The sequence below is a fragment of the Pedobacter sp. HMWF019 genome, assembly GCF_003061025.1.
In the GTDB taxonomy this organism is placed as follows: Bacteria; Bacteroidota; Bacteroidia; order Sphingobacteriales; family Sphingobacteriaceae; genus Pedobacter.
Genome location: NZ_QAIL01000136.1, coordinates 1 through 21,372, shown reverse-complemented (window position 1 = coordinate 21,372; position 21,372 = coordinate 1). Strand labels below are relative to the sequence as shown.

Annotated in this window: 14 protein-coding genes; 13 read left to right on the top strand and 1 reads right to left on the bottom strand. The window is 43.9% G+C overall.

Features of this window, described 5'->3' with window-relative positions:
• Positions 1-50 precede the first annotated feature (50 nt).
• The 13 genes from DBR11_RS08585 to DBR11_RS08525 all read left to right on the top strand — a co-directional run bounded on the left by DBR11_RS08585 (position 51) and on the right by DBR11_RS08525 (position 20,492).
• Entirely contained in the window at positions 51-3,473 is a 3,423-nt protein-coding gene (locus DBR11_RS08585) for a TonB-dependent receptor (RefSeq protein WP_108551606.1), read from the top strand.
• Positions 3,474-3,483: 10 nt separating this feature from the next.
• Complete coding sequence (locus tag DBR11_RS08580) at positions 3,484-5,157, top strand: RagB/SusD family nutrient uptake outer membrane protein (protein ID WP_108551604.1); 1,674 nt, start codon at positions 3,484-3,486, stop codon at positions 5,155-5,157.
• A 27-nt stretch (positions 5,158-5,184) separates the two neighbouring features.
• Entirely contained in the window at positions 5,185-5,547 is a 363-nt protein-coding gene (locus DBR11_RS08575) for a hypothetical protein (protein WP_108551601.1), read from the top strand.
• Between the two features lie 102 nt (positions 5,548-5,649).
• Positions 5,650-8,658, top strand: coding sequence for a glycoside hydrolase domain-containing protein (locus tag DBR11_RS08570; RefSeq protein ID WP_108551599.1), 3,009 nt, complete (start codon positions 5,650-5,652; stop codon positions 8,656-8,658).
• Between the two features lie 9 nt (positions 8,659-8,667).
• Entirely contained in the window at positions 8,668-9,483 is an 816-nt protein-coding gene (locus DBR11_RS08565) for a family 16 glycosylhydrolase (protein WP_108551597.1), read from the top strand.
• 20 nt (positions 9,484-9,503) lie between these two features.
• Positions 9,504-11,333, top strand: a complete 1,830-nt coding sequence (locus DBR11_RS08560; RefSeq protein WP_108551639.1) for a beta-galactosidase family protein — start codon at positions 9,504-9,506, stop codon at positions 11,331-11,333.
• A 130-nt stretch (positions 11,334-11,463) separates the two neighbouring features.
• Entirely contained in the window at positions 11,464-13,443 is a 1,980-nt protein-coding gene (locus tag DBR11_RS08555) for a sensor histidine kinase (RefSeq protein WP_108551595.1), read from the top strand.
• Between the two features lie 211 nt (positions 13,444-13,654).
• The gene (locus DBR11_RS08550; protein WP_233260690.1) at positions 13,655-14,308 is read left to right on the top strand and encodes an alpha-ketoglutarate-dependent dioxygenase AlkB; all 654 of its coding nucleotides are present in this window, start codon (positions 13,655-13,657) and stop codon (positions 14,306-14,308) included.
• 107 nt (positions 14,309-14,415) lie between these two features.
• On the top strand, positions 14,416-15,015 hold the full coding sequence (locus tag DBR11_RS08545; RefSeq protein WP_108551591.1) for a TetR/AcrR family transcriptional regulator: 600 nt from the start codon (positions 14,416-14,418) through the stop codon (positions 15,013-15,015).
• Between the two features lie 50 nt (positions 15,016-15,065).
• Positions 15,066-15,494 carry a DoxX family protein gene (locus tag DBR11_RS08540; RefSeq protein WP_108551589.1) on the top strand — a complete coding sequence of 143 codons (429 nt, stop codon included), beginning with the start codon at positions 15,066-15,068 and terminating at the stop codon, positions 15,492-15,494.
• A gap of 44 nt (positions 15,495-15,538) precedes the next feature.
• The gene (locus DBR11_RS08535) at positions 15,539-16,144 is read left to right on the top strand and encodes a hypothetical protein (protein ID WP_108551587.1); all 606 of its coding nucleotides are present in this window, start codon (positions 15,539-15,541) and stop codon (positions 16,142-16,144) included.
• Positions 16,145-16,207: 63 nt separating this feature from the next.
• Positions 16,208-18,658, top strand: a complete 2,451-nt coding sequence (locus tag DBR11_RS08530) for a PIG-L family deacetylase (protein WP_108551585.1) — start codon at positions 16,208-16,210, stop codon at positions 18,656-18,658.
• A gap of 127 nt (positions 18,659-18,785) precedes the next feature.
• Positions 18,786-20,492 carry a sodium:solute symporter gene (locus DBR11_RS08525; protein WP_108551583.1) on the top strand — a complete coding sequence of 569 codons (1,707 nt, stop codon included), beginning with the start codon at positions 18,786-18,788 and terminating at the stop codon, positions 20,490-20,492.
• Between the two features lie 30 nt (positions 20,493-20,522).
• On the opposite strand, the gene DBR11_RS08520 is transcribed toward DBR11_RS08525, so the two are convergent.
• A partial coding sequence (locus DBR11_RS08520) for a DUF2911 domain-containing protein (RefSeq protein WP_108551581.1) occupies positions 20,523-21,372 on the bottom strand: 850 nt, incomplete at its 5' end.

Below are 21,372 nucleotides of genomic sequence, written 5' to 3'. Positions count from 1 at the left end.
GCCCTATATAAGTCAAGAAACCAAATAGACAAACCCAAACAACCAAATATATGAAATTTTATGCTTCGCCCCCTGTAATGCAGGGCTACAGCTTTAATTTATCTCCTGTATGGAAAAAATGCCGGCACCTTTGCGCCGACAGGGATATAAAAAGAAAAATATTAATGCGGATAAAACTGACATTTATAATGCTGGTGACTGTTTTTTTACAAATCAGTAATGCCAGCTATGGTCAAAGAATCAGCCTTTCAGAAAGGAATACGCCTCTGGGCCAGATACTGAAGAAGATTCAAAACCAGACAGAGTATAAAATATTATATGCAGATGAGCTCATCCATGATGCCCATCCGGTGACCATAAACGTTACGAATGGCACTCTGGAAGAGGTATTGGCCAAATGCTTTCAGTACCAGAACCTAAGCTATATCATTAAAGAAAAGACCATTGTAGTCAAACCAAAGCAGATTACCACCTGGAAAGACCAGAATGGGTTGCTCAATGAACAAATTCTTATCAAAGGAACTGTTTCTGACCATACAGGGCAACCGCTGTCGGGGGTGAGCGTAAGGTTAAAGGGAACCTCCGTTGCCGTCAGCACAGATGGGAACGGAAATTTCTCGCTGAAAGTGCCTGATCAAAGAGGAAGCCTGGTCTTCAGCTATATTGGTTATATTGTTAAAGAAGTCCCCCTATCTGCTGGTCCGGTGATCAGTGTGACATTGGAGGAAGAAGTCAATGCGATGAATGAAGTGGTTGTCGTAGGCTACGGTACCCAAAAGAAATCCAGTCTGACCGCTGCTGTTTCTACTGTAAAAATGCAAGATCTGGAAAACAATCCCCGGCCAAATATCATTTCTTCCCTTGCCGGGCGGGTACCGGGTATGACCATTAGTGAAACTTCTGGCGAGCCTGGTTCCTCACCTTCTATCATTGTCAGAGGGATAGGAACCATAGACGGGGCTTCTTCTGATCCCCTGGTACTGATTGATGGTGTGCCTGGGGGAAATCTCGGGACTTTGGCGCCCGGAGATATTGAAAGCATCTCTGTCTTAAAAGATGCTGCTGCTGCTTCCATTTATGGAGCCCGGGCAGCCAATGGGGTTATTTTGGTTACAACGAAGAAAGGCGGAAAAATGGATAAGGCCGAAATCAATTTCAATACCTATGCTGGCTTTCAGTCGCCCACCACTTTTCCAAAAACGATCAATGCCTTTGAATATGCAACCCTATTGAATGAAGCAGCCACCAATGAAGGAAAAACAAAGGTTTATTCTGACGATGATTTAAGATTGTTCCAGGATGGTACAGATCCGGATATGCATGCCAATACGAACTGGCTGGATGAGATCACCCAAAAGAATGCTTTAATTTCCAATAATTACCTGAGTGCAAGCGGAAACAGTGCTATCGGAAGGTATTTTCTCTCCGGAGAATACCTGTATCAGAAAGGTTCGGTAAAAACGATTGACCACTACCACAGGATCAACCTCCGTTCCAATGTGACCAGTAAAATTTCCGACAAACTTGAGCTGCAGATGCTGGCTTCCTACCTTCGTACAAACCGGGACGCGAACTGGGCCACAGGGCTTTTTAACCAGGCCTTACGGGCATCAGCTACCTCGCCTGTCAGATTTTCAGACGGACACTGGGGCGGACAGATGTTTGCCAACGGAAATTACCTGACCTCTACATTTAACCCAGTCTCGGTGATTGAACAATACGGGCCTGTATCCAATAATTTAACCCAGTACAATGTTACGGGCAGTCTAAACTACAAACCTATAAAAAACCTGACCGTTAATGTAATGGGAAGTTTTATAGGTGGCTATGCAGACAATAGTGCCTATAACAAGAAATCAGAATCCTGGGATTTTATTACCCGGAAAGTCTCTCAGTACATTCCAAACAGCCTCAATGAAGACTGGAATAAAGAGAATAAATACAACCTGCAAGTCACAGCAACCTATGAGAAAACCTTTGGCGATCACTATTTTAAAGCCATGGGCGGTTACTCACAAGAATCTTATAGGATCGATAAGATTTCAGCTTACCGGAGGGATTTTATCAATGATGAACTTTATGAGCTCAACGCCGGAGATGCAGCGACACAAACCAACAACGGTTCTGCAGACCACTGGGCTTTTATGTCAGGCTTTTCGCGTCTCAACTACGCTTACAAAGACAAATATCTACTGGAAGTCACAGCACGGTATGATGGTTCTTCCCGATTTGCAAAAGACCATAGGTGGGGTCTTTTCCCTTCGGTCTCCCTGGGCTGGAATATGCAAAAAGAGAAATTCATGGAAAATATGAAAGCGGTTGATTTGCTCAAGCTGCGCTTTTCCTATGGCCAGCTCGGAAATGCAGAGAAAGTTGGGCTATACGAATCTTATGCCAATCTGAATTCAGGGGCTTATTATAATTTTGATGATAAGCAGGTGGTTGGCGTGCTATTGGGCAATCCGGCCAACACCAATCTTTCCTGGGAAACCACGAGCACGTATAACCTTGGCTTGGACGGAAGTTTCTATAAGGGCTTGCTGGGCTTTGAATTTGATTTATGGAAAAAACAGACCAATGATATATTGCTCAGTGTTCCGGTATCAACAGTTATCGGGCTTCCGAGTTCAAGGATCACCACCAATGCCGGAAAAGTGGGCAGTCATGGCTATGATTTTATGCTAACCCATTCCAAACAGATCAACGCCGACTGGAGCTATAACGCCTCTTTCACTATATCCGGCTGGAAAAGCTGGATCATCGACCTTAAAGACCGTGCAACCCCTTTCAGCGATAGTTTGAGGCCGGGAGGAGATCTTGGAGACATTTATGGGTACCAGGTTACCGGTATTATAAATTCACAAGAACAATTGAAGAATTATAAGAACCTGGATGGTGTACCTCCTCAGATTGGATTAGGCGATCTGGCCTACAAGGACCAGAATGGTGATGGCCGGATTGATTACCTTGATAAGGTGAAAATTGGTAATTCCTATGTCAAAACCCAGTTTGGCCTGAACCTGGGTATGAAATATAAGAATTTCGACCTCAATGTGTTCCTTCAGGGAGCAGGAAATACAAACCGGGTCATCAGCGACTATATCAGGAACGTTCTCTTAAATTACAATTCGCCGCTGGCCGTAAACCTGGACAGATGGACCCCTGAAAACCACAATGCCAATGCCCAGTTTCCCAGGATACTGCAAAATTACGACCATAACCGTTCAGACTCCGACTGGTGGATCAGAAACGGATCTTATCTGAGGCTCAAGAACCTGCAGATTGGATATACATTTCCTTCCGGTATGTTGCAGAAATCAAAAATACAGAGCCTGCGCTTGTATGCAGCAGCTTCAAACCTTTTTACTTACGCACCTGACTATGTAGACGGATTTGATCCGGAAAGGGACATCAATAACGACTGGTATCCCAATTTCAGGGTAATATCTTTCGGAGTGAATTTGAAATTTTAAGCTGAACATTATGAAAAAGATAATTTTATTATATGCTGTTTTGTTGTTAACCATGATGGTGTCCTGTAAGAAATTTCTGGATACCCCACCGTTAACCAATTTATCGGGAGATTCTTTTTATAAATCGCCATCAGATCTCGAATATGCTGTTAATGGCATGTATGCATCCTTTCGGGAACTTGAAGGGGACGGCGCTCCATATATGGATATCCTCGTTGATCTGCTCTTCCTGAAAAATTCGTGGGAGGCCGGATTTTTCCCTGCAACAAATGGCTCTTTAACCGCCGACAATTGGTGGATAAGAGATAACTGGAAGGCAAAATATACCAAAATCCGTAACATAAATAACTTTTTTGCCAATGTAGATAAATTCCAGGGGCAGCTGGAGCAAAGCAAACTAGACAATTACAGGGGACAGGCAAGGGTAATCAGGGCCTTTTTATATACGCGATTGCTACAAGGCTATGGAGAAGTACCCCTGATCACTACTCCAATTCCTTTGGAGACCCTGCCAGCCAAAAACAATTTAGAAGAGATCATTAACTTTATCATGACGGAATTTGATAAATCCATTAACGAATTGCCTGAAACCTCTTCTGATAGTAAACACGGGCATTTGACCAAATATGCAGCTTATGTACTGAAGGCGCGTGCAGCAATGTATATAGCTGGATTTTACAATAAACCAGAATATTACAAAACAGCAGCCGATGCCCTGCAAAAAGTGGTTTCTTCCGGACAATTCTCTCTGTTTAGAAAATATAATGACCCTAACCGGGATTTCGGTGATCTGTTTCTGGAAGAAAATGAAGGAAATGAAAATAAAGAGATCCTGCTTTCCTACCAGTTTATGAAAGACCTGAGTCCCAATTCCATCACCACTGTTTTTGCCGGTCCGGGCTGGAAAGGTTTTCAGGCCCACCAGAATTATATTGATTTGTTTGAATGCAAGGAAGGCTGGCAGGCATATGGAATCAGCTTCGCAGCAATGAACCGGTACAGAGATACAAAAAGTAATAAAAGCCCTCTGGAGGGTGTGTATCCAGGTTATGATCCGAACAACGAATTTGCTAACCGCGACCCTCGCCTGGCACAAACTTTCTTCAACCCCAATATTCATTCACAGGGGGGGACGATCCTTAAGCCCGGAGAATACTGGAAACCAGCAAACCGTACTTTCTCGCCGGATGCAGATAATGATGCCTATTTTTTCAAGAAGATGGTGGAACCTTCCAATTTTAATCCGGTGTACTATTACAACAACAGCGCCAACAACTATATTTTGATTCGTTATGCCGATGTTTTATTACTGTATGCAGAAGCTTTAAATGCAACTGGTCATACCGGAGAGGCCTTGCCTTACCTCAATGATGTCAGATCAAGAGCAGGTATGCCACCGGTTACCGCAGGGGGAAGTGATGAACTCCTGGAGATCATTAAACACGAACGTAAAGTGGAACTGATACAAGAACAGCAATTATACTGGGATTATAAACGATGGAAAGATTTTGAAAGGACCATGCCATTCGGTGCTGTTTTTTATGGTTACAGAAGAGAAAACTTTGGACAGCCGTCCCAGGCTATGGAAACAAAAAAGCTGATCTATCCTAAATATTATACCTGGCCAATTCCTGTAGAAGAATTACAGGTCAATAGTAATCTGTCACAAAATAAGGACTGGTAATTTAAACGAACATAAAATTAGATTTCAATGAAAAAAATAACCTTAGTCTATATACTTTTTATGGCTTGCCTGTGCAGCTGTAAGAAAAAAGAAATATATCCCGCTACAACAAGTGCAAAGACAGAAATCCAGTCTTTTCGTCTGGTCACAGAAGCAGGGGTAAATGTGATCAGTTCTGTAACGATAGATCAAAAGCAGAGCCTGATCACTGTTCTTACAAGCCCGGGGATAACACTCGGGTCATTGTTTCCTTCCGCTGTTGTCTCTGAAGGAGCTATTGTGAAGCCAGCTATGGGGGCGTATACGGATTTCACAAAGCCCGTTCAGTACACAGTAATAGCAGGTAACCGACAGGATCAACAGGTCTGGACAATTAAGGTCAACCCCTGATCGGGTTTCTTCCCGGCATCCTCTATCAGCCGGGAAGACCTGTTTATTCATTTATTTAGATTTTTAATCAGACAGCCTTTATACTGTCTAAATAGGATAGCTATGCCAAAAATTACCTGCCTCACTGCGCTTTGTTTTCTGTTTTGCTGTGTTCAGCAAAGCTTTGGGCAGTATGGAGAAAACAGTCAGTTTGAACCTTTTACAGCAGATGGAATTGTACATGAAATTGCAACTTCCGCATGGAATGCCGAAGCTAGAGGAAATCACCGGGCTATAGTGGATGTAACGAGCAGTAATTTTAATGCTGTTCGTTTAATTCTTCCCTGGCGGAGGCCCGATCCTGAACCCGAACTGAAAAAGATCGTTATCATTTATGCCCGCACAGGAGAAGAAGTTAAAAACGTCTATATACACCGGTTGAACGCTGAAAAAGGAGAACTGGCTTTTGATCCTTCCCCGGGGCCCGGGAAATACGAGATTTATTATTTGCCCTATCATTTTAAGATAAGATCGGATGATGCCCGTTATGGTGCGCCCTGGAATGATTATCTTGCGCCTGAATACCACCCAGACCAAGGTTGGCTTAAAGAAGTCAGGTTGCACTTTAAAGCACTTCCTGCGGCCCGGGTACTCAAGTTCCAGGCCAGAAAAAAGACCGATTTTTTTACCTCTATGGGACTTCCCGCAAGCCCTATGGAAGAGCAGGAACTGATCCGGCATTCGAAAGCAGACTTTATGATCTTTCCTGAAGACCGTGCATTCCCAATTCGGCTTACTGACCGGATCCCGTTTAAATGGGCCCGGAAAGCACCAGTTTCCGTATTTAAAGGGACAGCGTGCAGGAATGAATATTATACCCTTCAGCTGGGTGTGCTGGCCTCAAAAAAAACGCTGAAAGATCTGAAGGTGAATTTTTCAGATCTGATCAATGCAAAAGACCACTACCGCATTTCCAAAGACAGCCTCACTTGTTTTAACCAGGAAGGAAAAGGCTGGGACGGAAAAGACCTGCACTTTAAAATTCAGGTGAAACAAGGTCATGTCCAACCCCTGTGGATCGGTATTTCTGTCCCTTTGCACGTTCGGCCCGGGCGATACACCGGTCGCCTCTCGGTGTTGGCTGAAAACGGGAAAAGACAATCCGTTGGCCTGATATTGGACATCACCAGTGAAGTACTTGCAGATCGTGGGGATGATGAACTCTGGAGACATGCCAGGCTGAGGTGGCTCAACTCTACACTTGGCATTAGTGACCAGCCGATTGCACCCTATGGTCCTTTAACCAGGTCTGGAAACCTGCTAAAAGCCGGTCAAAAACAGGTTAAACTCAATGAATACGGTTTACCCCAAGACATCAGCAGCCAATCGGGTGAGTTGTTGGCTGCCGCCCTGTCGCTTAGTGCAATGAGCGCTGGAGAAAAGCTGGATTTTAGGCCAGGGCAATTAAGCTATATAGATCAAACTGGTAAGATAACCTGGAACACGATCTGGAGTGCTCCGGATGTTCAGATCAGTTGCCTGGGGACTTTTGAATTTGATGGTACCTTACGTTACCGGTTCTCTTTAAAAACTTCAAAAATAGTTAGCCTGTCCGACCTTAAGCTTAAAGCAGTCTTTAAAAAGGAAAGTGTACCCTATGCTATGGGAATTGGTTTAAAAGGAGGAAACCTCCCCGCACTGCCTTATGTCTGGGATTGGAAAGGACCATGGGACAGCATCTGGCTCGGCAGTACAGACCTGGGTATGCACCTGGAATTTGAGGGCGATGGGTACAGTGGTCCCTTACTCAATGATTACAAACCTGAACCCCCTGCCATTTGGTCTAACCACCATATGGGAAGGATAAGCCTTGAAAAAGGAACGGTTCAAGAAATGGTAATGACGGCTTGTACTGGTCCTTTTGAATTGACTGACCGGCAGGCGGTTAGTTTTGGATTAAAGATTCTGATCACCCCGGTTAAGGATATAAACAGCAGGAAGCATTTTTCGGAGCGTTATTACCAGGGAGATCCGCTCCACATAGAAAAGGCTGCTGCTGAAGGGGCTAATGTGATTAATATACACCACAATACAACGCTTAATCCTTATATCAATTATCCTTTTATCGTAAGGGAGGCCCTGGCGGGCTATATCCAAAAACAACACCAGGCCTCGAGGAAGGTAAAACTCTATTATACCATTCGCGAACTGAGCAATCATGCCCCCGAAATCTACGCTCTGAAAAGTCTCGGTCCAGAAATTATCCCTTCTGGACCTGGAAAAGGATCGCCATGGCTTTGGGAACATTTAAATTCCGGTTATAAGGCCGCCTGGTATAGCCCCTTTAAGGATCAAACTGCAGACGCTTCTGTTGTGATCAACGGATTTTCCAGGTGGATCAATTATTATATAGAAGGACTGAGGTGGATGCTGGAGCACGACAAGATCGATGGCCTTTATCTCGACGATGTGGCCTACGACCATGAAGTGATCGAACGCCTAAGAAGGGTACTGCTAAAGTATAATGCCCAGGCACTGATCGATCTGCATTCCAATAATAATTATTCCATAGGGCCAGCCAATCAATATGCTTCTTTTTTTCCTTATCTCGACAGGATATGGTTTGGAGAATCCTTTAAATATAACGAAATGAGTCCGGATGAATGGCTGGTGCAGTTTTCCGGGATTCCTTTTGGTGTAATGGGGGAAATGCTGCAGGACGACGGCAATAAATGGCTCGGCATGGTTTATGGCACCTCTATACGACACTCCTGGGGCGCAGGTTCACCCGCTGCTTTATGGAAATACTGGGACCAGTTCAATATAAAGGATGCCAGGATGCTGGGTTACTGGGACAAAGAGTGTCCGGTCAGCAGCGATAAACCAGAGGTAAAGATATCCGTTTATGCGCATCACGATAAATTGCTGCTGGCTATTGGCAACTTTAGTGATTCCATTCAATATGTCCGTCCGCAATTTCGCTGGCCAGGACCAGATACAATGAACACAAGCGATTTAAAAATACAATCCGTTAACATCGAAGGCTTCCAGGAAGCGAAAATTTTCGATCCTGCACAGCCTATAGCCGTAGCCCCTAAAAAGGGATGGTTATTGGAAGTATCAAAAAAATAAAACCAAAACATGAAAAATTTACATCTTATAGCAAGCTTTATGCTCATTACAGGCTTATATGCCTGTAAAAAGAACAACAGTTCCCAAACAGCCATCAAAAAAGACACTAGTGTTTCTATTACACCAAAGGGTGCAAACTGGGTGCTGGACGCCGACAGGAGCGATGATTTTGACAGCTTCACTGACAGCAAATGGAGTGCTGCACCTTTATGGTACTGGAATGGAGAATCAGAAGACCTGATCTACAAAAATGCCAATACAGAAGTGAGTAATGGAGTAGCTAAACTCATGGTCAAAAGAGAGGACTATAAAGGTAAACTGTACACGGCCGGCTGTTTGAAATCAAAATTCCAGATCGGAGGAAATACCTATACCGAAGTTCGAGCAAGAATGGTGAAAAAAGCAGCAAATGTATGTGCCGCCATCTGGCTTGGTGATGAGCCGGTAGAGGCCAAAAATCCAAATATTGAAATTGATATGCAGGAAACCAAGGAAGCAAAAACAGTGCCCCACCGTGTTGCCAGCAGTCTGCTGACCTGGCCCTGGGGAAAAGGGAATACCGTACCTGGCTGGAAGCAATTCTATATTTCTAACGGACTGGATGAGGATTTTCACCTGTATGGACTGGAAAGGAGGGAGGGAAAGCTTCGTTTTTACCTGGATGGGGTGAAATACTGGGAATGGGATGCTTCTCCGACACCGGAATTTGTAACCCAGCTAAGGCCCCTGATCCTAAGTCTGGAAGGACATTCAGGAACACCAGTAAGTGCCGAGCTACCGGCAGATTTTCAGATTGACTGGGTACATATCTATAATGCCAAATAATGAGCCGTAGAATAATGATAATGAAACAAATCCGTATAGCCCTTGCGGCAATTGTGTTATTTTATGCAGACATATCCTTGGGATACGCCCAGCAAGCCAGACATACTTTTACACTTGGAGACTCCACTTTTTTACTCGATGGGAAACCCCTTCAGATGATCTCAGGTGAAATGCATTGTACCAGGATTCCAAGGGCTTACTGGCGTGAACGTATGAAAGCCGCCAAAGCCATGGGCCTGAACACCATTGGAACTTATGTTTTCTGGAATGTGCATGAACCCGTTCAGGGCCAATACGATTTTAGTGGAAATAATGATATTGCCGAATTTGTCAGAATAGCCAAAGAAGAAGGACTATGGGTGGTCATGAGACCCAGTCCCTATGTTTGTGCCGAGTGGGAATTTGGCGGTTATCCCTGGTGGCTGTTAAAGGACAAACATATGAAAGTCCGCAGTAAAGACCCTGGATTTTTGAATGCTTACCGTAAGTATATTTTTAAACTTGCCGAACAGCTTGCTCCATTACAGATTACTAAGGGCGGGAATATCATTATGGTACAGATTGAGAATGAATATGGATCTTACAGCAATGACAAAGAATACCTTGACATCAACCGAAAACTCTTCAGGGAAGCTGGATTTGATGCCTTATTATTTACCTGTGACGGTGCCGGGCAGATGCCTGACGGCTATTTGCCAGGGTATCTGCCTGCCGTGAATGGTTTGGATAACCCGGCTGAAGTGAAGGCCCTGATCAACAAGTATCATGGTGGAAAAGGACCCTATTATATTGCAGAATGGTATCCCGGCTGGTTCGATAGCTGGGGAACAAAAACGCACCGTACCGTTCCTGCCGAAACTGCCGCACACAAACTAGATCAGGTTCTGGCAGCAGGAATCTCCATCAATATGTATATGTTTCATGGCGGAACTACCCGGGGCTTTATGAACGGTGCAAATTTTGACAGTAAACAACCTTATTTACCGCAAACCTCAAGTTATGATTACGATGCGCCACTGGATGAAGCAGGCAACCCAACCCTCAAATTCAATTTGTTCCGGAAGATTATCGCTAAACATTTGCCCGATGGCACTGAACTCCCACCGGTCCCGCAAAAACACAAAACTATTGCTATTCCTTCCATTTCTCTTAGTAGTTACCATGCTGTCCTGCAAAATTTAGGGGAGCCTGTGCAACAGGAACATCCTTTAAGTTTTGAAGAGCTGAACCAGGCCTATGGCTTTGTATTATACAGAACCATACTGGGAACACAGCGTTCCGGCAATTTGAAAATTAGGGAATTAAGAGATTATGGAATTGTATATGTCAACGGTAAGCAGATCGGGGTGTTAGACAGGCGTTTACAACAGGATTCTGTTCATTTGTCTGATCTGCCGCCACACGCAGTGCTGGACATCCTGGTCGAAAATAACGGAAGGATTAATTATGGACCTTATTTAACCGATAACAGGCATGGAATCACTGAAAAAGTAAGTCTCGACGGTAGAGAACTCAAAGGCTGGAAAATGTATAAATTGCCTTATGCTACTATGAAAGGACTGCGTTATTCCAAAAAAATGGTACAGGATGGACCTGTTGTGGCCAGGGGTGTTTTTACTTTAAATGAAACAGGAGATACCTATCTTGACCTCCGCTCTTTTGGAAAAGGCTTTGTTTATCTAAATGGACATCATCTCGGAAAATACTGGGAAATTGGTCCTACGCAGACTATTTATGTTCCTGCTTGCTGGCTAAAAAAGGGGACAAATGAGATTCAGGTTTTTGATCTGCTTAAAAACAACCATAATAAAATCTCTACACTAAACGAACCACTTTTATTCCAGCCTTAAAACACACAAAATATAGCCCTTAACTTCCCTGTAACCGAACAGTACAGGGGAGTTAAAAAATAATTCTGCATTACTTATGATTTAAAGTACAGGGAAAATCCTTAAATTAGGTCAATAAGTTCTGTATTCTATGAGGTACCTGCTGGTGCATTTTCTTTTTTTCATTGCGCTCCCTCTCCTGGCTTCATCGCAAGTGCTTGATTTGCAAAGTTCCGGTTATTATAATATCGGCAGGAACCTGAGCTATTTTCAGGATAAGCCAGCTAAAATGACCCTTCAGGAGATTAAAGTAATGGACAGTGCCGGCAAATTTCGGCGGTCCAAAAACGAGATTCTGGATCTGGGGACCAGTACTTCGGCTTTCTGGATCAAATTCAGTTATAAAAACATTCCCGAACGCAATAGTTTTCTGGTCATTGATGTTCCCAATATCGAAGATATTGATCTTTATGCCACATTACCCGGTGGTAGAACAGAACACCTTCATGGGGGGAGTTTGTATCCTTCGAGCGAAGATGTTATTTCGGGTAAGAATTTTGTGTTCAGTTTGCCCGATCCGGATACCGGTTCCATTGTACAAACAGTCTATCTGCGGGTAAAATCCAACAATATGATGTTGCTGGCCCTGAAGGTTGGTACAGCCGAAACCTTATTAAAAGGATTCAATTCGAAAACACGCTTTGAACTGTTCTATATCGGTGTATTGCTCACCCTGATGCTGTTTAACCTTTTTCTTTATTTTGGTCTTAAGGACAAAATGTACCTGTATTATGCGCTTTATGTTGCTGGTATATTTGGATACATGATTTTATATACCCGGGGGTATAGCTATATTTTTGGAAATTCAACCAGGATATTTCTCAATCTTTATCCCCATTTGTTTGCCAGTCTGGCCTGTATATCGGTGATTTACTTTTCTAAAGAATTTCTAAGTGCGAAAACCAGACTGAAAGGCTATTTATGGATATTTAATACATTAATTATCGGCTGGCTGGTGATTTTAATTATTGGTATATTTGGTGGTAAGCTGATGATTTCCAGGTCTGTAAATGTACTTTTCCTAACCACCGGTTTACTTTTATGGCTGGTTGGGTTTAAGGCCCTCCTTAATGGACACCGGCCTGCCGTTTATTTCTTGCTGGCCTGGTCTTTTATCTGTATTGCCTTGATTTACTTGTTCCTGACCCGGCTGGAACTGCTTCCTTATCACGACTGGTCTTTCGAAGTAGGACCTATGGGTTTTACTTTCGAACTGCTTTTCCTGGCTTTTGGTCTTGCTGATCATTATAATACGTTGCGCCGCGATAAGATTGCTGCCCAAAAGGAAAATATGGAGCTGATCATCTCAGAACAGGCCAGGCTGGAAGTTGTGGTCAAACAGCGAACAGAACGGTATCTGGAGGCGGTAAGAACCCTGGAAGCTTCCAATGCGGTTAAGGACCGCTTGTTTTCTATCATTGCGCATGACTTGCGCAGTCCTTTTAACAGTTTAAAAAGCATCTTTTTCTTAACGGATATGGACCTGCTGGAATTGAATGAACTGAAGATGCTCCTCAACAGCAGCAGGGAGAATATAGACCAGATCTACCATACCCTGGATAACCTGCTCTACTGGGCTAAAAGCCAAATGGATTCGGTGAGTAGTGATCCGGTATCTTTCGATCTGAAAGAAATGGCCGAAGGATTGATGCTGGTGTATGGACCTCTGGCAAAGAGTAAAAGGCTGGAACTGGTCCTGCAGGCAGATGGTACCTGTCCGGTGTTTGCCGATGAAAACCAAATTCAACTGGTTTTAAGGAACCTGATGGATAATGCGATTAAATTCACTCCGATTGGACAGCAAATTACATTGGATCTGAGCAATGGTGAAGATGGGGTCTATGTCACAGTAGACAATGTAACAGCGGGTGTTTCTGAACTCCAGCTGGAGAATTTGCTGAAAGAAAACAATCATCTTTCTACCCGTGGAACGGCAAAGGAGAGTGGCGTAGGGCTTGGCTTGCTTCTGGCCAGGGAGTACATTGCCGCAAACAAAGGCATCTTAAAAGTCAGGGTAGAAGGGCATCATGTCATCTTTTACTTTAGTTTACCTGTATTGGTTGAAAAGTAATTCTTTATTTGAGATTTTGGGTAGGCTCGTCTGGTGTGAAAATTGGCAGGGCTTGTCTGGTGTGAAAATTTTGGCACATCTTCTTCAAGGCTGCTTAAGCTTAAGCAGCATTCGAGCAGCGTGTTCTTTTTTTTAAAATAAGCAACATGCATACCCTTTCAACTAAGCAACCTGCATATTCTTCAGATCAGGCACCATATCCGGCATCCACATGAAATCCGGAATAAAGCATGTAACTTTGAATACTCAACAGCTCAATATGGATCCTTTCGTTTACGGCGAACATGTCAACGTACTTACTCATCCTTCAGAAGTGCTTTTCTTCCCGGATTTCTTTCCAAAAGATGACAGTGACAACTATTTAGACACTTTAATAAAGGAAGTCCTCTGGAAGCAGGAACCCATTAAGATGTTCGGAAAAACAGTGATGCAACCCAGGCTAACCGCTTTTTACGGAGGACCGGAAATTAACTATACCTACTCCGGGCTAACCATGCAAGCCACTATGTGGACGGCCGCACTAAAAGAGATCAAACAAAAAGTGGAAGAGAAATGTAATGCCCCCTTTAATGCCTGCCTGCTCAATTACTACCGTGATGAAAAAGACAGCATGGGCTGGCACAGAGACAATGAAAAAGAACTTGGCGAATACCCCATCATTGCATCAGTCAGTTTTGGAGCCCAGCGTATCTTTCAGTTCCGGAACTACAAGGAAAAGCTCCCCGTCATTTCCGTTGAACTTGAGCATGGCAGCCTGCTGCTAATGCGTGGCGATACCCAAAGAATCTGGGAACACCGTTTACCAAAGCTCGCCCGAGCGTCGGCACCAAGGATCAATTTAACCTTTAGATATATCCATACATAGGCCATAAACAGCTTTTTTGTTAAGCTAAAGTCAGATTGCAGCAGATCATTTCTTTTATCTGATGAATAGACTTATTTTTGCTAACACTGTTAACTAAAATAATAAGCATGGGAATCGCCGAACGCAAACTACGTCACAAAGAAAGTATCAGGATAGGAATCCTGGAGGCTGCCTGGCAGCTGGTGATCACGGACGGCTGGCAATCCCTGTCTATCCGCAAAATTGCAGATGCCATAGAATACAGCATCCCTGTGATCTATAACCATTTCGAAAACAAAGAAGCCATTCTGCTCGAATTTACCAAAGAAGGCTTTGAAAAGCTGGCCGAAACCCTGAGGGAAGTCAAAACAGCACATACAGACCCTGCACAGCAGCTTGCAGCTATGGGCGATGCCTACTGGGACTTCGCCTTCGACAATAAAGAATATTACCAACTCATGTTTGGCCTGGGCATTCCCGCTTGCGATACCGTCAAAAAAGTTCCTGAACTGCAGGAAATGACGGCGCTGATGATCTCCACTATAAAAGAAGCCATTGCAGGCAGCAAAAATCCAGAAGCCGATTACTTCCTGAAATTCCACACCTACTGGTCCATTCTGCATGGATTGGTATCCATACAAATGATTGAAAGCGGAAAACCAGACGTCACCAAAAAGATGATTGTACAAGATGCCATGGCTGGATTTACCAAAGCTCTTGTTGATTAAGCACAAAAAATAATATATTTACAACTCATACCTTTAACATAAACTGAAGAATGAGGAGAATTTTTAACACCAACTACAATCACCAAAGCCTTGATTTTGCACTTTTACTCCTGAGAATAGGTATAGCCGCCTTTATGCTGACCCATGGTCTGAGTAAAATAAATCCAGTACTTAGCGGTGCCCCAATTCAGTTTGGAGACCCTTTGGGGCTGGGCGAAAAACTTTCTTTCTTCCTCACCGTCTTTGCAGAAGTAGGCTGTTCAGTGCTGTTGCTGTTTGGTCTGGCAACCCGTCTGGCAGTGATTCCCTTAATCGTTACCATGGTTGTTGCCATTTTCATTATACATGCACCCGATGCCTTCGCCAAAAAAGAACTTGCCTGTCACTACCTGATCGTGTATATATTCCTGCTGTTTTCGGGCGCAGGCAGATACAGCGTAGATGCCCTGATCGGTAAAAAACCAGGCAGAAGACGTTAATTTATCCAAACATATCATTTCTAAAAATTAGCCGTTATAGCATTATGAAGAAACTCGCATTATTTTGCCTGATGGCAATCACTATATCTATATCCGGATGTGGCCTCAATAAACAAGCCCAGCAGATCAAAGCACTTGAAAAATGCACCTACAGGATCGTATCCGCCGACCAGATCTCCATTGCTGGAACAGACATTAAAAGCCTGATCAGCGATCAGAACATTAACATTGGAAGCTTGCCCGGCCTGGCACTTGGACTTTTGAGACGGGATATCCCCCTAAGGGCCAAACTGAACCTTGAGATCACCAATCCAACTTCCAGCGATGCCTCCATCAATGAATTTGAATATAAGATCCTGATCAACCAGGAAGAGATTTCCAATGGTTTTGTAAATCAAAGTGTAGAAGTAAACTCCGGACAATCGACTGTAGTGCCGGTAAATATGACCGCCAATATCTATCCTTTTATCTCCAACAGCAAGACCATGGAAAGCATCACCGGCTTTTTAAAAGCCAGGAATGGAGGACCGGAAAAAAAGGGAATTGTTACCTTAAAGATCAGACCAAGCATTAAAGTTGCAGGAGCAATCATCAAGTATCCTGGATTTATTACCATAGACAAAGAAATCAGCAGTAAAATTCTCTTGTAAAATATTTGAAGGGAGCCCTAAGTTTCATAGGTATTGATTAATTTCGGAAATTAACTTATACATATGAAACTTAGGGCTTCTTTATTGCTGCTTATTTTTGCAACCCCGTTTTTTCTTAAAGCACAAACCTCTACTCAACTCCCTGCGGGCGAGATCAAGCAAGGGCTCGAAGCCCTGAATGTGGTGGGCAGTGTTTTATATATTGCCGCACACCCCGATGATGAAAACACCCGCCTGCTGGCTTACCTGGCCAAAGGCCGTAAGTTGAGGACCGGCTATCTGTCTCTCACCAGGGGAGACGGAGGGCAGAACCTGATCGGAAATGAACAAGCCGATTTGCTCGGTCTGATCCGTACACAGGAACTCCTGGCTGCAAGACGCACCGACGGCGCAGAACAGTTTTTTACCAGAGCCAATGATTTTGGCTTTTCAAAGAACCCTGAAGAAAGTTTTAAAATATGGGGCAAACAGCAAATCCTGGGCGATGTGGTCTGGGTGATCCGTAAATTCAGACCAGATGTAATTATTACCCGTTTCCCTGAAGATGCAAGAGCGGGACATGGACATCATTCTGCTTCTGCTATTCTTGCCCGTGAAGCCTTCAGTGCTGCTGCCGATCCAAAACAATTTCCCGAACAACTTAAATATGTAAAGATCTGGCAGGCCAAACGCCTGGTTTGGAATACCTTCAATTTCGGGGGCAACAATACCACTGCTGATGACCAGCTTAAAATAGATGTAGGCAGTTTTAACCCGCTACTAGGCAAAGGTTATGGAGAAATTGCAGCCGAAAGCAGATCCAACCATAAGAGCCAGGGCTTTGGCTCCGCTAAACAGCGCGGGCCGGCCATAGAATATTTTAGCCCGGTGGCTGGTGCCGCGGCTAAACAGGATCTTTTTGAAGGTATAGACCAAACCTGGACACGTGTTAAAGACGGGCAGGAGATCAGTCGCCTGATCCAGGAAGCCAATGCGGCTTACCAGCTTACCGATCCTTCCAAATCTGTACCAGCCCTGGTCAGAATCCTTACAGCAGCTGAAAAATTATCAGACGACTATTGGAAAACAGAAAAGATAAAAAAGATCAAAGAACTTCTGGTCGCTGCTTCAGGGCTTTGGTTCGAAAGCTATGCTAAGCAAGCTCAATATGCCTTAAAAGAATCCATTCCTGTGAATTCGCAAATCCTCATCCGTCCGGGAAATTCCATCGTACTTTCCGAGGTGTCAGATTTAGTGGCCCCGCCACCAGCAGCCCAGAGCAATCAGATCATTAATATACAGAGCAAAATTTCTGCAGATCAGCTATCGCAACCCTATTGGCTGGCAGAGAAACACGCCATTGGCACCTATACCATTAACGACCCCTTACTAATTGGCTACCCTGAAAACCCCAACTTGCCAAAGATCACCTTCAATTTTAATATCGAAGGAAAAATCATCAGCTTCGACCGGCCGGTAGTCTATAAATACACCGATCCGGTAAAAGGAGAAATTTATCAGCCATTGGTGATTGCCCCTCCGGTTACCGCTACCCTGGCAGAAAAAGCCTATGTGTTTAATGGCAACCAGCCCCGGAATTTTGCTGTACAACTCAACAGCTTTAAAGATGGGAGCCAGGGCACCCTGATTCCAGTGGTTCCCGGAGGATGGAAAGTGTCGCCAGAGAAGATCGACTTCAACCTGGCCGCAAAAGGTGATCAGGAACTCGTTAATTTCACCGTTACCCCAGCAGGATCTACTGGAAGCGGTACACTTTCTTTAAAAATACAAACCGGCGGGCAAACCTTTAACCGGGGCTTGCACATCATCAATTACGATCATATTCCCGTACAAACCTTATTTCCCTTAGCCGAAGCCCGTGTAGAGCAAGTAGATCTGAAGATCTCTGGTAAAAAGATTGGCTATATTGCCGGAGCGGGCGATCTGATTCCTCAGTCTTTAAAACAGATTGGCTATGAAGTGACGCTGCTCTCTGATCATGAAGTGCTCAATACCGATCTTTCCGGCTTTGACGCCATCATTACCGGAGTACGGCTGTACAACATCAATGACCAGGTAAAAGCTATGCAGCCTAAACTGCTCAAATATGTAGAAACAGGAGGTACATTGATGATCCAGTACAATGTAAACAGTCCTTTGAAGATCAACGACCTGGGGCCATATCCTTTTAAGCTCACAAGAGACCGGGTTACCGAAGAAGATGCTAAAGTCACTTTCCTTGCACCAGAGCACCAGGTGCTCAACTATCCGAATAAAATCACCGCCAAAGACTTTGACGGCTGGGTGCAGGAGCGTGGTATTTATTTTGCCACAGATATCGATCCCAAATATACCGTAGTACTGTCTATGAACGACACCGGAGAAAATCCCTCCAACGGATCTCTGCTGGTGGCCAGTTATGGTAAAGGCAAATACGTCTATTCCGGTCTGGTCTTTTACCGTGAACTTCCTGCAGGTGTACCAGGAGCATACCGATTGCTGGTCAATTTAATTTCAAACCAAAATACCAAATAATGAAGGATCCCCAAAAAGACCCCGAACTGCCGCCCTTTGTAAAAAGCTGGCAGCAGTTTTACCGGCTGCTGATTCTCTGGTTGGGGGTACTTATCCTTTTGTTTTACCTTTTTACAAAATACTTTGAATGAGTAACCTCGACTGGGCAGTACTGATCTGTACCTTATTGGCCATTGTGGTTTATGGGGTGTACAAGAGCCGTGGTGCTCAAAACATCCAGGGGTATCTGCTGGGCAATCAAAGTATGCCCTGGTATAGCGTTTGCCTTTCGGTGATGGCTACACAAGCCAGTGCCATTACTTTTCTTTCTGCACCCGGCCTGGCTTACTCTACCGGAATGAGTTTTGTACAGTTCTATTTTGGTTTGCCCCTGGCAATGATTGTCTTGTGCATCACCTTTGTGCCTATATTTCATCGCTTAAAGGTCTATACCGCCTACGAGTATCTGGAGCAGCGTTTTGATTTAAATACCCGGGCCTTAACCGCCTTTCTTTTTCTTATTCAGCGGGGTCTCTCTACAGGAATTACCATTTATGCCCCCTCCATTATACTCTCTACCATACTGAACATCAATACGACTTATACAACTATATTTATCGGTGGCCTGGTTATCTTCTATACCGTTTACGGAGGAACCAAAGCCGTTTCTTACACACAAATGCTGCAAATGACCATTATTTTCTGTGGTCTTTTCGCTGCCGGTGTAGTGGTTGTACATTTGTTGCCTGCCAGTGTAGGCTTGGGCAAAGCCATCAGTATTGCCGGTAAAATGGGGCGGACCAATGCCATCGATTTTAAATTTGACTGGAATAATCAGTATACGGTTTGGAGTGGCCTGATTGGCGGCTTTTTCCTGCAGCTCTCTTACTTTGGTACCGATCAAAGCCAGGTAGGGCGTTACCTTACCGGCTCCTCCATAGGACAGAGCCGTATGGGGTTGCTGATGAATGGACTGGTCAAAATCCCGATGCAGTTCCTGATCCTTCTGATCGGAGTATTGGTCTTTGCCTTTTATCAATATAACCGTCCTCCGGTATTCTTTAATAGTTTTGAATTGAATAAGTTGCAAAACAGCAGTTATCAACCAGAACTGAAGCAAATTGAAGCAGAATATACTGATATTTTTAACCGGAAGCAGCACGAACTCCAGCAATTGGAAACCGCTCTTGATCAGAAAGATCAGGTTCGGATAGACCAGCAGCGTATCGTTTTGAAGGAAGCCGATGAACAGGCCAAAAGTGTCCGGAAAAAGGCTACAGACCTGATGCTGAAAAATGACCCTAAGGCCGATATCAATGACAACAATTATATCTTTCTAAGCTTTGTAACCAAATACCTTCCAAAAGGCTTAATTGGTTTGCTGATCGCGATTATTTTCCTGGCTTCTATGGGATCTACGGCCAGCGCTTTAAATTCTCTGGCTTCAACAAGTGTAATTGATATCTATAAAAGATTGATCAACAAACAAGCAACAGATCAGCAATACCTCAATGCTTCCAGATGGGCAACTATTTTATGGGGTGGCGTATGTATTCTGATGGCTTTATATGCCAGTAAGATCGGCAATCTAATCGAAGCGGTGAACATTCTGGGATCTTATATTTACGGAACAATTCTCGGGGTGTTTTTAGTGGCCTTTTATTTGAAAAAAGTGGATGGAAGAGCGGTCTTTATAGCTGCTATTCTAACCGAAATAGCGGTTTGTGTTTGCGGTTACTACAAGGTGGTGGCTTATTTATGGCTCAATGTCATCGGCTGTTTGCTGGTGGTGGTTATCAGTCTTCTTCTTCAGCAGATACTTAAACCCGTACAACATAAAAAAGGGCAGCCCTGAAGGCCGCCCTTTTAAAAGAAGATAGAGGAATTATTTCTTCGCTTCAGCCAATAATGCTGAATTCAATCTTACATATTCTTCATTGTTTGATTCTTTTGCCAGTTTAAGTCCGGCTTCTGCACTAGCAGCTGCACCTTTTTTATCACCCATTTTTAACTGCACACGGCCTTTCCATAACCTGATCCACGGGCCTTTTTGATCTGCAGCTTCTGCCGCATTCATCCATTCCAGAGCCTTGTTCAGATCTTTACCATTTTCATAGTAATATTGTGCAGCAGAGAAATAAGGTTTTTTCTCCCCTTTCATGGCCTCATCAATACTTGCCATTACTTTAGTATCTACATCAGTGGTCAGGTTCACACTCACCGAAGTGTTTTCCCATTGTAATTGTAACTGAGCCTTGGTTGGATATACATTGGCCAGCTGTATGGTGAAGGTTTCTACTTTATCTTTTAAAGCTACTGGTTTTACCTTAACCCTCAATAAGTCTTCAGACTCTTTATATTCATAAGCGCCCCATTGTTTTGACATTTTATTGAGGATTACCGTCCACTCGTCCTTACCCGGAACAGTGAAAAGTTCATAATCGCCAGCAGGAACCGGTTTACCTTCAAAAGTAACATCATCTGTAAATTTAATTACCGTAGCGCTGTTTGCACCAGTACGCCATACATTACCATACAATTCCAGACCTCCAAAGATCTTTCTGCCTTTCACATTTGGGCGGGAGTAACTGATGGTTATTTTGCCTAAACCAAAATCCTGTGTGATGGTTTGTCCACTACTGGCCTGTGGAATTTTTACACCTTGTGCCTTAAGTTCAGCATTTAGGGATACTGCAAGAAGCACAAGAAGGGATGCTTTTAAGGTTGTTTTCATC